This is a genomic window from Mesorhizobium sp. P160927, from assembly GCF_057766385.1.
Genome location: NZ_JBYMDW010000001.1, coordinates 4499336 through 4512796 on the forward strand (window position 1 = coordinate 4499336; position 13461 = coordinate 4512796).

Consider the following 13461-nt stretch of genomic DNA (forward strand, 5'->3'; position numbering starts at 1 on the left):
GCTGGTTCTTCAGCCTTGAGGCAGGTTTACGAGCCTGCCTCAGGACTAGCCTATCAGAGGCCGAGGCCGCCGATGCACACATATTTCGTATCGAGGTAATCCTCGATGCCCTGATGTCCGCCCTCCTTGCCAAGTCCGGATTCCTTGACGCCGCCGAACGGTGCTTCAGGTGTCGTGATCAGCCCTTCATTGACGCCGACCATGCCGTATTTCAGGCCTTCCATGACCCGGAAGGCGCGGCCGAGGTCGCCGGTGTAGAAGTAGCAGGCAAGGCCGAACTCTGTGTCGTTGGCGAGCGCCACGGCCTCTTCCTCGGTCTCGAACTTGAACACAGGTGCGACCGGGCCGAAGATCTCTTCCTTCATGAAGCGCATTTTCGGCGTCGCGTTGGCGATGACCGTCGGCTGGAAGAACGAACCGCCGAGCGCGTGGCGCTTGCCCCCGGCGACGACCTTGCCGCCCTTGGCCGTGGCGTCGGCGATCAGCTCCTCGACCTTCTCGACCGCCTTCTCGTCGATCAGGGGCCCCTGCTGGACGCCCTCTTCCAGGCCGGAACCGACCTTCAGCCCGTTGCTGGCCGCGGCGAGTTTCTCGACGAACTTGTCATAGACGCCGGCCTGGACCAGGAAGCGGTTGGTGCAAACGCAGGTCTGGCCGGAGTTGCGATATTTGGCGGTGATCGCGCCGGCCACGGCACGCTCGATATCGGCGTCGTCGAAGACGATGAAGGGCGCGTTGCCGCCGAGTTCCATCGATACCTTCTTGACGGTCACCGACGATTTCTGGATCAGGATCTTGCCGACCTCGGTGGAGCCGGTAAAGGTGATCTTCTTGACCAGCGGATTGGCGCAAATCTCGTCGCCGATCTCACCGGCGGCGCCGGTCAGGATGTTGACGACGCCCTTGGGAAAGCCGACTTCCTCGGCAAGCGCCCCCCAGGCAAGGCCGGAATATGGCGTCTGCGAGGCCGGCTTGACGACAGCGGTGCAGCCCGCGGCAAGTGCGGGACCGAGCTTGCGGGCCAGCATCGAGGACGGGAAATTCCATGGCGTGATGGCGGCGATGACACCGACAGGTTCTTTCGTCACCAGGATGCGGCGGTCCGCCCACGGCGAGGGCACGACATCGCCATAAGTGCGGCGGCCTTCTTCGGCGAACCACAGGATGTAGGCGGCAGCCGAACCGATCTCGCCCTTGGACTCGAACAGCGACTTGCCCTGCTCGATGGTGAGCAGTTCGGCGAGCACGTCCTGATTGTCCATCATCGCGTCATGCAGCTTGCGCAGCAGCTTCGAGCGCTCGAGCGCGGTCGTCTTGCGCCAGGTTTTGAAAGCTTCATCGGCGGCCTCGATGGCGCGGCGAGTTTCTGCCTTGCCCGACTTCGGTACGGTGCCGATCTTGAGACCTGTAGCCGGGTTGTTCACATCGACCGTCTGGCCGCTGTCGGCCTGCACCCATTCCCCGTTGATGAGATTGGCCTGCCGCATGAAATGGCTGGTTTTCTGAAGCATGGTCTAGCCTCCGTTCGGCGCTCACGGGCCGCTATCTGGATGTCTTCGGTAAAGCGCAGGCAGGACCGCGCGCTGGAGCCATTGCTCTTAACCTAGGGAAAGCCCCGCAAGCAATCGCAAGATGGCATATAGGGGTTGGACCAGCACAAGACGAGAGCGCGTTGCGTACGCCGTCGCCAACCTTATCCGAAAACATGCAGGACAACCGTCAGCCAGAAAGCGGTTGTGATCGCCGCGCAGGCCGTGGCGATGGTCATCTGGTTCGATGCCAGCGCCTGGCCGGTGTTGAACTGCACCGCGATGAGATAGGAATTGATGCCGGAGGGCAGCGCCGCCACCACGACCGCCACCTTGGCGGTCAGGGGCGGCAGGCCGAGCAGCCAGACGAAGGCAAGAACCAGTGCCGGCATCAGGAACAGTTTGAGCGCCGAAAGCGCCAGCGCCGGCCGGACATTGCCTGATATCCCGAAGCGGCGCAGGCTGAGCCCGATGGCAAACAGCGCCACCGGCCCGGCCGTATCTGCCAATGCATCCACCAGGCGCATGGCGAGACCAGGCAGCGGCACGCCGCTGAGCCGCCATGCCAGCCCCAGCACAATGCCGATGATCAGCGGATTGATGAACAGCCGCCTGAGGAAACTTCTGATAACGCGCAGGGGATGGACGTGTTCGCCGCTGCCGCGCCCGAACATCTCGAACAGCACGATCGAAGCCATCATCATGATCGGCAGATGCACCGAGACCAGCAGCGACAGCACTTCGAAGCCGCTCGGACCGAATATGCCAAGGATGAAGGGAGCGCCGAGCAGCACGACGTTGGAGTAGGCAGACGACACCCCGCCGACAACCCCGGCGCGCGCATCGCGACCGAAGACCCGCGTGGTGACGACATGGCCGGCAGCCCAGGTGATCGCCACGGCGGTGAAATAGGCACCCCATAGCGGCCATGGCGCCACGCCATGAAAATCGGCATTGACCATGGTCTGGAACAAGAGCAGCGGCATTGCCACCGAAACCGCGAAGTCGGATATCCCCTCGCCGCTCGCCGGTCTCAAATAGCCCGTGAGCCCGGCGAGATAGCCGAGCGCGACAAGACTGAAGACGAACAGGACGGTTTCGGTAAGCGGAGACATTTTTCAGGGATAGGCGAGCCACGGTCGCGGCGCAATCGCGCCCGAATTTGATCATCGTCGGCTGGCGGGGTTATAGATGGCTTGGATCATCAGGGCAGAACGACAAATGACCTTTGTCGAAACCTCGAAACCGCGTCTTTTCCGGCGTGCGTGGCTGGCGTTGTTAGTCGCCATGCTTGTCTGCGTTGCCGCGTCGATGCTTCGGCCTGTCGAGGCAAAAGACCTCAAGGGCGTGGCGCTGATCGTTGGCCAGTCCAGATACGAACACCTCGCCGCCCTGCCCAACCCGGCCAATGATGCTCGCGACATGGCCAAGATGTTGACGGATCTCGGCTTCGACGCCCGCAATGTCACCGACCGCGATGCGAGTAAGCTGAAGCGCGACCTCGAACGCTTCGTCGAGGATGCCGAGGGCGCCGACGTAGCCCTCGTCTATTATTCGGGTCATGGCATCGAAGCCGGCGGCGAGAATTATCTGGTCCCGGTCGATGCCGATGTTGCGTCGCTCAAGGATGCCAATCAGGCACTGGTGCCGATTTCCGACGTCGTGGACGAATTGAGGAAAACCGTGCCGGTGACGATCATGCTGCTCGATGCCTGCCGCACCAATCCGTTTCCAGCCGATGCCATGGTGCGGCGCGCGCCAACCGCCTCGGCCGAGCCCATCGGAGCTGGCGGGCTGGAACCAGTGCGCGGCGCCAAGGCCCTCGGCAACGCGCCGGCGGCCAATGCGAGCCTCGGCACGGTGATCGGCTTCGCCGCGGAACCCGGCCGTCCGGCGCTCGATGGCGCCGCTGGTGAAAACAGCCCCTACGCGGCCGCTTTGCTGCGCCACCTCGCGGCGATGAAAGGCACCGAGTTCGGCTCGGTGATGCGCATGGTGACGGAGGAGGTCTATCTCGACACCAAGACCAAGCAGCGCCCCTGGGTCAACGAAAGCCTGCGCCGCCTACTCTATTTCGGTGTCGCGCCGCCGGAGCCGACCGGCGATGACGGGCTGATCACCGGCGAGCGGCGGCAGTTGCTGCTGACCATTTCCGATCTGCCCGACCCCAAGCGGGCACAGGTGGAGCTGGCATCGCTGCAGGAAGGCGTCCCGCTCGACGCGCTCTACGGCGTGCTGAAGGCGCTCGGCACCGAGAAAATCCCCGAAGATCCGACCGACCTGCGGAAAGTGCTCGATGCGCAGGCCGAGCGCCTGAAGAAGATGATGTCCGAGCGCGCCGCGTTGCGCACCGACGACCCGGATATCAAACGTCTGGTCGCCTCCGCCGACAAGGCCATCGGCCAGGGTGCGATGGCCACGGCGCGAAAATTCCTCGACGATGCCGTGGGGCGGGTCGAGGAGACCAACGACACGGTCGATCAGGCTGAGGAATTGATCAAGCGGAAGCGCATCGCCGATGCCGCGATCTACGCCAAACGGGCCGACGCCTCGGCGCTGGTCTTCGACTACAGATCGGCCGCCAGCGACTACGCCAAGGCGTTCTCGCTGGCCGAGAAATGGGATGACAAGCTTCGCTGGAACTACAAGAATCAGGAGGCGGAGGCGCTTAATTCCTATGGCTACGCCACCGGCGACCTGGATGCACTTCAGCACGCGATCGCTTATCGCGCCATCTTGAACTTCATTCCCAATGGCGAACAGAATCGCGACTGGGCCATCACCCGCGATAACATGGCCGTGGTGCTGCAGAACATCGGCGAGCGAGAGACCGAAACCGCGCATCTTGAAGAGGCCGCGCCGAACGTGTGAAAGACGATCTCAACTGGGCCGCCGCGCAGAACAATCTCGGCAACGTGCTGTCGAAGATCGGCGAACGCGAGAGCGACCCGAAGCGCTTGAACGAGGCGGTGGCGGCGATGCGCGCCACACTGGAGAAGCGCCCGCGCCACAAGGTTCCCCTCGACTGGGCTTCCTCGCAGAACAATCTTGGCCTCGCGCTCTACGCACTCTCCGAACGTGAACCCGGCGGCGAGCATCTGGCGCAGGCGGAAGCGGCCTACCGGCTGGCGCTCGAGGAATACACGCGCCAGAAAACGCCGGTCGAATGGGCGATGGTCGAGAACAATCTCGGCAATACGCTTGCGACCTTCGGCATCCAGCTCAACGACAAGGCCAGGATCAACCAGGCCGCCGACGCCTTCCGCGCCGCGCTCGAAGTGCGAACCCGCGACACATTCCCCGTCTCGTGGGCCACCAGCCGGCTCAACCTCGGCAATGCGCTGAGTGGTATCGCCCGTTTCGACATGGGCACCGGCACGCTCGAAGAGGCCGCGGCAGCCTACGATGATGCGCTGACGGTGTTCACCAGGCAGCGCTTTCCGATGGACTGGGCGTCGGCGCAGAACAATCTCGGCTCGATTTACCTGACACTTGGCCAGCGCACCCGCGATGCAGCCAGGCTGGAGCAGTCGGCGGCGGCGTTCCAGGCAGCCCGGCAGGTCTATGTCAGGCGAAAATTCCCGCTAGACTGGGCGATGAGCTACTACAATCTCGGCAACACGCTGCAGCTTCTTGACGGCGTGACGGACAAACCCGAACTACAGCGAGGCGATCGCCGCCTACCGCGACGCATTGCGCGAGTACAAACGCGACACCAACCCGCGGCAATGGGCGCTGAGCCAGGCCGGCCTCGGCTCGACGCTGCACTGGTTGAGCATGAGTAATGCCGACGCCGGGACCTTGCGGGATTCGATCGCCGCGCGGCGATCGGCACTTGAAGTGCTGACCCTCGAGGCGGCCCCCGTCGACTGGGCCAACGCCCAGAACGGCATCGGCATGAGCCTGCTCAACCTCGGCAACATCGAACGGACCGGCAAATATCTCGATAAGGCCGAGGCGGCGTTCACGGCGACGCTGAAAGTGTTCACCAGGCAAAGCCAGCCCTTGCAGTGGGCCTTCGAACAGAACAACCTTGGCGATGTCAGCTGGAACCGCGCCAGCCATGGCGGCGGCAAGCCGGAATACCTCAAGGCGATTGCATTCTTCGAGAACGCCAAACAGGGCTTTACCGAAGCCGGCTACACGATCCCCATCCCGCTCACCGAACAGAAGATCGATCTGGTGAAGCAGCAGCTCGCAAAATGTGAGGCGTGAGACGCGGCTGACGCCCGGCTTGTCTTTGTGCCCGCTTTCCAATCCCTATATGCGAATGGTTGGAGCCCGATACGGACTCACGGAAGGGTGGCGATGATCCGGTTAGCCTTGGCGTTGTTCCTGCTTGTCGTCCCCGCTGCCGCGCACGCGACGGACGCTGGCTGGGCGCTGCTGCGCGATGGCGGCCATGTCGTGCTGCTGCGCCACGCCATGGTCACCGGCACCACCGACCCGGCCAATTTCGACATCGGCAATTGCGCCACCCAGGTCAATCTGTCGGCGCGCGGCAAGCAGCAGGCAAGCAAGATCGGCGCCCTGTTTGCCGCGCGCGCGGCTCCCATCGAGCGCATCCTGTCCAGCCGCTATTGCCGCTGCCTCGACACCGCGCGCACCGCCTTCGAGGCCGAGCCGGAGCTGTTCGCGCCGCTCGATCTCTTGAAAGGTGACGACGCGCGGAAAGCAGCGCAGATCGCCGCCATCATGAAGGAAATTCGCGCCTATTCCGGCTCGGACAACCTGGTCCTGGTCACCCATCTCGAAAACATCGTGGCGCTGACCGGCGTGTCGCCCCGCGAAGGCGAAGCCGTGGTGGTCGAGCCACAAGGCGACGGCTTGCGCGTACTTGGCCGCGTCACCTTCTGAGGCCACTGCTCCCGATCGCGGGCGCGGCATGAGTGTTGCCGAAATGCCACCGCCGGAAGAAGCCGCGAATTCGACATGACAATGTCGCTTGCGACAACCAGTCGCAGGGGCTATAGGCGCGCTCCCGGTCACGAAACCGAAGCGAGCACAGCGGTTGGAGCTTTCGTCTCCGCTCGTGCAGGCTGCTTTGCAGTCCTGTATACGGCGCCGTTTCGGGGATTGGGATTGAGGATGTAGCTCAGAGGTGAGAGCGCCGGATTTGGGTCCGGAGGTCGAGGGTTCGAGTCCCTTCATCCACACCACGGATAGCTCAGTTGGGTAGAGCATCAGATCGTTAATCTGATTGTCGAAGGTTCAAATCCTTCTCCATTGGCCTGATAAGCCAGCACCCTGCCAGGTGTTATCTGAACCGGTCCGGGGACTGCAATGCTGAAGACGTGACGGACGGCCGAAGCCTTCGGGCCAGGACGTATCGAAAGGTCCGATGCCATCGGCTCGCGGCCAGGCTCGCGGTAATGGTCAAGGCGCATCGATGCCGGCAAGGGAGGCTCGCTCCGGCGCCCGCTTCGCTGCCCCGCGATCCGCTCCCACAGGCCCGCCGCGCATCGATGCCAGTCCCCGGACCATTCGTGTCCGGAATTGGAAGTGAACGAGAAACGAAGGGAAGATCGACGCATGACGTGACGCCCGCATAGGCCATGCCCGACAGGAGTAAGACAATGACTATTCTCGATACAGTTCTTGGGCGCGAGCGCGTCCTGGTTAAGGAAAACGAACGTGCCCTCACTCTCTACAAGGGAGAGATCAAGGCTGTCCTGCTGCCGGGTGAGCACTGGCTCGCCAACCGGAACCAGAGCCTTGAGGTGTCCCGGCACGATCTGAAGAGCCCGGAATTCGTTTCGGCGTACGAGAAGGCGTTGTTCGACAAGCTCCCGGACGTGGCCGCGCGTCATTTCACCGTCGTGCGCACCGGGCGCACGGAAGTTGCGGTCATCGAGCGTGATGGCAACCTGCATTCCTTGCAGGCCCCCGACCGTAAGCTGGTGCTGTGGACGGACGCCGGACCGTGGAAGGTGACGGTTGTCGACACCTCGGCCGATCTTGCCATCGATCCAGCGGTCATGCGCCGGCTCGGCCAGGCTCGGAAGACGGAATTGATGTCCGTTCACCCGGTTGTCGACGGCCAAGCCGGGCTGCTGTTCATCGACGGTGTCCTTGTGCGGACGCTTGCCGCTGGCGTGCACGGCTTCTGGAACGTCGGACGGATGGTGCAGATCAAGGTCGTCGACCTCAAGCGTCAGTCGCTCGATGTCGCCGGGCAGGAAGTGCTGACCAGGGATCGCGTCACGATCCGCGTCAACATCGCGGCCGAATACCGGGTCGTCGATCCGGTCAAGGCGGTGAGCGCGGTGAAGGACTTCTCCGAGGCCCTCTACCGCGCCCTGCAGTACGCGTTCCGCAAGACGCTGGGCGCGCTCAGCCTCGACCAGATCCTCGAAAAGAAGGTGACGGTCGACGAGGAAGCGGCGGCCAAGGTCCGTGCCGACATGGCCGAGATCGGGGTCGAGGTCAGCGACATCGCGCTCAAGGATGTCATCCTGCCGGGTGAGATGCGCGAGATCCTCAACCAGGTGGTTTCGGCCGAAAAGCAGGCCGAGGCCAACGTCATCCGCCGCCGCGAAGAGACGAACGCCACGCGTTCCCTGCTCAACACGGCCAAGGTGATGGCGGAGAACCCGGTGATGCTGCGGCTGAAGGAGCTCGAGGCTCTGGAAACCATCGCCGGCAAGGTCGAGCGGCTGACCGTCCACAACGGAACGGGCGGGCTGCTGAACGACCTGGTCAAGCTCCGCGACGGTTGAGCTTACGTTGCGTCAACGGAAGGGCCGCCGGGTCGACCGGCGCCCCTTCTTGCGTTTCCTGGGCATCCCACCCATCTGCGCCCGGCTTAACAGGCCTTTTCCTGCCGGGAAAAACCGATTAGACAGCGCCCAAACGAATGCGGACAGATTCCGCCCGCAAAGAAGGAAAAGCCCCTTGTCCACCACGAACTCCACCACGTTCGACAAAGTCGCCAAGATCATTGCCGACACCAGCGAGATCGATATCGACACCATCACGCCCGAGAGCCACACCATTGACGATCTCGGCATCGACAGCCTTGACTTCCTGGACATCGTGTTCGCCATCGACAAGGAATTCGGCATCAAGGTGCCGCTGGAAAAGTGGACCCAGGAAGTCAATGACGGCAAGGCTTCGACCGATGATTACTTCGTCATGAAGAACCTGTGCGCCAAGATCGACGCGCTGGTTGCCGCCAAGACCGTGTGAGGTCATCAGGGCGCGTGACTTGACGCGCTCCGTCACCTGACCCACAAAGCCGCTCATGAGCAGCCCCCACGACGTCGTCATCACAGGGATCGGCCTAGTTTCCTCGCTGGGGGAAGGTCCTGAAGCCCATTGGCAGAAGCTGGCGCAACCCGGCCCGGAGCCGGTGCTCGATCCCGCGCGCTTCGCGCCCTACACGGTTCATCCACTGCCCGAGATCGACTGGAACCTGCAGATCGCCAAGCGCGGCGATCAGCGGCAGATGGAGACATGGCAGAGGCTCGGCACCTATGCGGCGGGCCTCGCGCTCGACGACGCCGGCATCAAGGGCAATGACGAACTCTGCACCACAATGGACATGGTTGTGGCGGCCGGCGGCGGCGAGCGCGACGAAGCGGTCGACGCCGACATTCTAGCCGCTTCGGAAAACCGCAACGACCGCGACGTGCTGCTCAACGAGAAGCTGACCACCGAATTGCGGCCGACGCTTTTCCTGGCGCAGCTTTCCAATCTGCTCGCCGGCAACATCTCCATCGTCCACAAGGTCACCGGCTCGTCCAGGACCTTCATGGGTGAGGAAGGCGCTGGCGTCGCCGCCGTCGAGACGGCCGCCGCGCGCATCCGCTCCGGCCAGTCGACGCACATCCTGGTCGGCGGCGCCTTCCAGACGGAACATTCCGACATGCTGCTGGGCTACGAGCTGGCCGGTTATCTGCATCGCGGCCCGTGGAAGCCTGTCTGGCAAAGGCAGGGCGCCGAGGGCGGCGGCGTGGTCTCTGGTTCCGGCGGAGCCTTCCTGGTGCTTGAGCAGCGCGAACACGCGGCAAGCCGCGGACGCAAGATCTATGCTGAACTCGGCCCCGTCGTCTCCGGCCGCGCCAGGCGCGCGCGCGGAGAACTCGACACCGAGATCGCTCTCCTCCTCAAACAGGCGCTGCTGCCGAACGCCAAAATGCTCGCCATGTCGGGAGCATCAGGCGCGCATGCGGCAACATCGGCCGAAAAGGCGGCGCTCGACGCCAATCCGGCGATATCGGCGCGCGGTTTTGCAACGTTGACCGGGCACATGAAGGAAGCGCAGTTTCCCTTCGCCGTGGCGCTGGCGGCACTCGCGGTCGACCGCAAGGCCGCCTACCCTGTCTTTGACGCCACGGCCGAAAAGCCATTTGCAGGCATTCCCGTGAGCGTCCTTGCAACGGCGATCGGCTATCACCAATTCGAGGGCATGGCGCTGGTCAACGCCGCTTGAGGCGGCGTTTGGCGAACGCACTGCAGAGATAAGAGGGCTCCCGGATGGCCAATTTCAGAGATCACATGGGCAGGCCCGTGGTTGCCGTCACCGGTATCGGGGTGGTGACCTCGCTGGGCGTCGGCAAATCAGACAACTGGGCCGCGCTGACCTCGGGCAAGTCGGGCATCCACCCGATCACTCGCTTTCCGGTCGACCACCTCAACACACGGATCTCCGGCATGGTCGATTTCCTGTCGTCGAGCTCAAAGGGAGCAAGCCTCCTCACCTATGAACTGGCGGAAACCGCGGCGCAGGAGGCTGTTGGCGAAGCCGGCCTGACTTCCGGCGATTTCGGCGGCCCTCTCTTCCTCGCCTCGCCGCCGGTCGAGCTCGACTGGCACGACCGCTTTTCGCTCTACAATTCAGACAAGCACGATTCCGGCGCCGAAAGGTTGCTGCGCGTGGCGCGCGGCCTGAAGGAACTCGATCTCTTCGAAACCACCCAGTTCGGCTCGATCGCCGACCGGCTCGCCGACCGGTTCGGCACACGTGGCCTGCCGATCACGCTTTCGACGGCTTGCGCCTCCGGCGCCACCGCCATCCAGCTCGGCGTCGAGGCGATCCGCCGTGGCGAATGCGATCGGGCGCTGTCGATCGGCGCCGACGGCTCGGCGACCGCCGAGGCGCTGATCCGCTTCTCGCTGCTGTCGGCGCTCTCCACCCACAACGACAATCCGGAAAAGGCTTCCAAGCCGTTTTCCAAGGACCGTGACGGCTTCGTGTTGGCCGAGGGATCTGGCGCTCTGGTGCTGGAATCGCTGGAGGCGGCGCTTGCCCGTGGGGCCGCCGTTCTCGGCATCCTCAGCGGCTGTGGCGAAAAGGCCGACGATTTCCATCGCACGCGCTCCAAGCCGGATGGATCGCCGGCGATCGCCGCCGTCCGGGCCGCACTTGCCGATGCGGGTCTCGGCGAAGACGAGATCGACTATGTCAACGCACACGGCACCTCGACGCCGGAAAACGACAAGATGGAACACCTGTCGCTGTCGACGGTGTTTGGCGAGCGCATCGGCTCGATGCCGATCTCGTCCAACAAGTCGATGATCGGCCACACGCTGTCGGCGGCGGGCGCTGTCGAAGCGGCGTTTTCGCTGATGACGATGCGCGAAAGCGTCATTCCTCCGACCATCAATTATGACAATCCTGACCCGGCGATCGTGCTCGACGTCGTGCCGAACAAGAAGCGCGATGCGCAGGTTCGCTCCGTTCTGTCGAACTCCTTCGGCTTTGGCGGCCAGAACACTTGCCTTGTCATGGCGCGGGAACCGGTCTAAGCGAGCCCTTTCCGCTTAACAGAACCGACAGGCTCCATGCGCGCACTGCAACTTATCGAGGACCGCCGCCTTGAAACGGTGGACCTGCCACTCCCGCCGCCTCCCGCGCTTGGCGAAGTGACGCTGCGCATCAAGGCGGTGGCGCTGAACCATATCGACGTCTGGGGCTGGCGTGGCATGGCCTTCGCCAAGCGCAAGCTGCCGCTGGTCGTCGGCGCGGAGGCCTCCGGCGAGGTGGAGGCGGTCGGTCCCGGCGTTTCCAGCCTGCTGCCCGGACAATTGGTATCGATCTACGGCGCGCGCACCTGCGGCCTCTGTCGTGCCTGCCGCGAAGGTCGCGACAACCTGTGCGAGCATGTTTCGGGCGTTCACGGCTTCCATCTCGACGGTTTCGCGCAGGAGAAGATCAACCTGCCGGCGCGCCTGCTGGTCCCCGCCCCGCCCGGTGTGACCGATATCGGGGCCGCGGTCGCGCCCGTTACCTTCGGCACCGTCGAGCACATGCTGTTCGACAATGCCAGGCTGCAGCCCGGTGAGACGATCCTCGTTCATGCCGGCGGGTCCGGCATCGGCTCGGCGGCCATCCAGTTGGCCAAGCGGATGGGCTGCACGATCATCACAACGGTCGGCTCGAACGACAAGATCGACAAGGCCCAGGCTCTCGGCGCCGACCATGTCATCAACTACCGCGACGATCGCTTCGAGGGCGTCGTGCGCAAGCTGACGAAGAAGAAAGGCGTCGACGTGGTGTTCGAGCATGTCGGCACCGACACCTTTGCCGGCTCGATGCTGTGCCTGAAGCGCGGCGGTCGCCTGGTGACCTGTGGTTCGACCTCCGGCGTGTCGGCGCAGATCAACCTGATGCAGCTCTTCCAGCAGCAGTTGAAACTGCTCGGATCCTTCGGTTGCCGCATGGAGAACATGGCCAACGCCATGCAAAAGATGGCCGCGGGACAGGTCGCCCCGGTAATCGACACCGAGGTCGGCTTCGACGATATCGATGCCGCGCTGAAGCGCATGGAAGGCCGCGACGTTTTCGGCAAGATCATCCTGCGCGTCGCCTAGAGTCGGATGATTTCAGGTCGAATCGACCTGAAATCTGAATCCGCCTCTAAATCAAGGAATAGAGCATGATGTCATCCGAAAACCGCTTCACACTTTTCGGCATCATGCTCTAGGGCCTCGATGTCCGTGCTCAAGAAGCTTCGCCGCGATCTGAAATTTCGCCATGGCAGACAATTGCGCCAGGTGAATTACTGGTTTGTTGCGCGTCTCGCGATGGTCATCATGTCGCTGCTGCGCCTGCTGCCGGTTGACAGCGCGCTGAATTTTGCCGACCGCACCGCACGCCTCATCGGTCCAAGGGTCGGGCGCCACCAGGTCGCCCTCGACAATTTGCGCAAGGCGTATCCGGAAAAGAGCGAGGACGAAATCCGATCCATCGCGTCCGACATGTGGGGCAACATGGCCCGCCTTGCCGCCGAATACATCTTCCTCGACGCCCTCTTCGACTATGACCCAGCCGCCGGCAAGCCCGGCCGTATCGAGGTCAAGGGAACAGAGCATTTCGTTGAGATCGCGGCCGAGAAGCAGCCGCACATCGTCTTCACCGGCCATCTCGGCAATTTCGAGCTGCTGCCGGTGGCGGCCGCGACCTTCGGCATGAACATCACGGCGCTGTTTCGGCCGCCCAACAACCCTTACCTCGCCGACTATATCCTTTCGACAAGGCGATCGACCATGGGAGGCTTGCTGCCTTCGATGGCCGGCGCCTCGTTCGCGCTGGCGGGAGTGTTGGACAATGGCGGCAATATCGGCGTTCTCGTCGACCAGAAGTTCTCCAACGGCCTGGACACGACCTTCTTCGGCCGCCCCTGCCAGAGCAACCGCGTGCTCGGCACCCTTGCCCGCCACTATGACTGCGACGTCTATCCGGCGCGTTGTATCAGGTTGCCGGGCAACCGCTTCCGGCTCGAGATCGAGGACAAGTTGGTCCTGCCGCGCACCGCCGACGGCAGCGTCGATGTCCACGCCACCACCCAGATGCTGAACGACGTTGTCGAGCGCTGGGTCCGAGAGGATCCAGGCCAATGGATGTGGTTCCACAAAAGGTGGGAGATCAGCAACTGGCGGCGAAAAAACCGCACCAAGCCGGCTCCCGCCTCAAACAGCTGAGCAAGCC

General features: G+C 63.4%; 12 protein-coding genes and 2 tRNA genes. 12 read left to right on the forward strand and 2 right to left on the reverse strand.

Going from position 1 to position 13461, the window contains the following annotated elements; genetic code table 11:
• Positions 1-53 precede the first annotated feature (53 nt).
• Both AC3CB8_RS21975 and AC3CB8_RS21980 read right to left on the reverse strand, forming a co-directional pair.
• Entirely contained in the window at positions 54-1511 is a 1458-nt protein-coding gene (locus AC3CB8_RS21975; protein WP_140661079.1) for an NAD-dependent succinate-semialdehyde dehydrogenase, read from the reverse strand.
• A 182-nt stretch (positions 1512-1693) separates the two neighbouring features.
• Positions 1694-2644, reverse strand: coding sequence for an AEC family transporter (locus AC3CB8_RS21980; protein WP_352564788.1), 951 nt, complete (start codon positions 2642-2644; stop codon positions 1694-1696).
• 106 nt (positions 2645-2750) lie between these two features.
• Here AC3CB8_RS21980 and AC3CB8_RS21985 point away from each other — a divergent pair, with 106 nt between their 5' ends.
• The 12 genes from AC3CB8_RS21985 (at position 2751) to AC3CB8_RS22040 (ending at position 13454) form a co-directional block, all read left to right on the forward strand.
• Complete coding sequence (locus AC3CB8_RS21985) at positions 2751-4400, forward strand: caspase family protein (RefSeq protein ID WP_245275472.1); 1650 nt, start codon at positions 2751-2753, stop codon at positions 4398-4400.
• Positions 4397-5314: a hypothetical protein gene (locus AC3CB8_RS21990; RefSeq protein ID WP_352564786.1), complete on the forward strand. Its 918-nt coding sequence runs from the start codon at positions 4397-4399 to the stop codon at positions 5312-5314. The genes AC3CB8_RS21985 and AC3CB8_RS21990 overlap by 4 nt, the downstream gene beginning before the upstream one ends.
• Positions 5307-5744 carry a hypothetical protein gene (locus AC3CB8_RS21995; RefSeq protein WP_352564784.1) on the forward strand — a complete coding sequence of 146 codons (438 nt, stop codon included), beginning with the start codon at positions 5307-5309 and terminating at the stop codon, positions 5742-5744. Before AC3CB8_RS21990 ends, AC3CB8_RS21995 begins: the two co-directional genes overlap by 8 nt.
• 93 nt (positions 5745-5837) lie before the next feature.
• Complete coding sequence (locus tag AC3CB8_RS22000) at positions 5838-6386, forward strand: histidine phosphatase family protein (RefSeq protein ID WP_023791678.1); 549 nt, start codon at positions 5838-5840, stop codon at positions 6384-6386.
• 227 nt (positions 6387-6613) lie between these two features.
• Positions 6614-6688, forward strand: a tRNA-OTHER gene (locus AC3CB8_RS22005).
• Positions 6689-6690: 2 nt separating this feature from the next.
• A tRNA-Asn gene (locus tag AC3CB8_RS22010) sits at positions 6691-6759 on the forward strand.
• A gap of 346 nt (positions 6760-7105) precedes the next feature.
• Positions 7106-8248 (forward strand): slipin family protein, encoded by a 1143-nt coding sequence (locus AC3CB8_RS22015; RefSeq protein ID WP_352564782.1) that lies wholly within the window; start codon positions 7106-7108, stop codon positions 8246-8248.
• A 175-nt stretch (positions 8249-8423) separates the two neighbouring features.
• Positions 8424-8717: an acyl carrier protein gene (locus tag AC3CB8_RS22020; RefSeq protein WP_023769901.1), complete on the forward strand. Its 294-nt coding sequence runs from the start codon at positions 8424-8426 to the stop codon at positions 8715-8717.
• A 55-nt stretch (positions 8718-8772) separates the two neighbouring features.
• Positions 8773-9963, forward strand: a complete 1191-nt coding sequence (locus AC3CB8_RS22025) for a beta-ketoacyl-ACP synthase (protein ID WP_023791683.1) — start codon at positions 8773-8775, stop codon at positions 9961-9963.
• 44 nt (positions 9964-10007) lie between these two features.
• Complete coding sequence (locus tag AC3CB8_RS22030; RefSeq protein ID WP_023791687.1) at positions 10008-11279, forward strand: beta-ketoacyl-ACP synthase; 1272 nt, start codon at positions 10008-10010, stop codon at positions 11277-11279.
• A gap of 36 nt (positions 11280-11315) precedes the next feature.
• A complete protein-coding gene (locus AC3CB8_RS22035) occupies positions 11316-12344 on the forward strand; it encodes a zinc-binding dehydrogenase (protein WP_023791690.1) in 1029 nt (342 codons plus the stop codon).
• 120 nt (positions 12345-12464) lie between these two features.
• A complete protein-coding gene (locus AC3CB8_RS22040) occupies positions 12465-13454 on the forward strand; it encodes a lipid A biosynthesis lauroyl acyltransferase (protein ID WP_031240918.1) in 990 nt (329 codons plus the stop codon).
• Positions 13455-13461 lie beyond the last annotated feature (7 nt).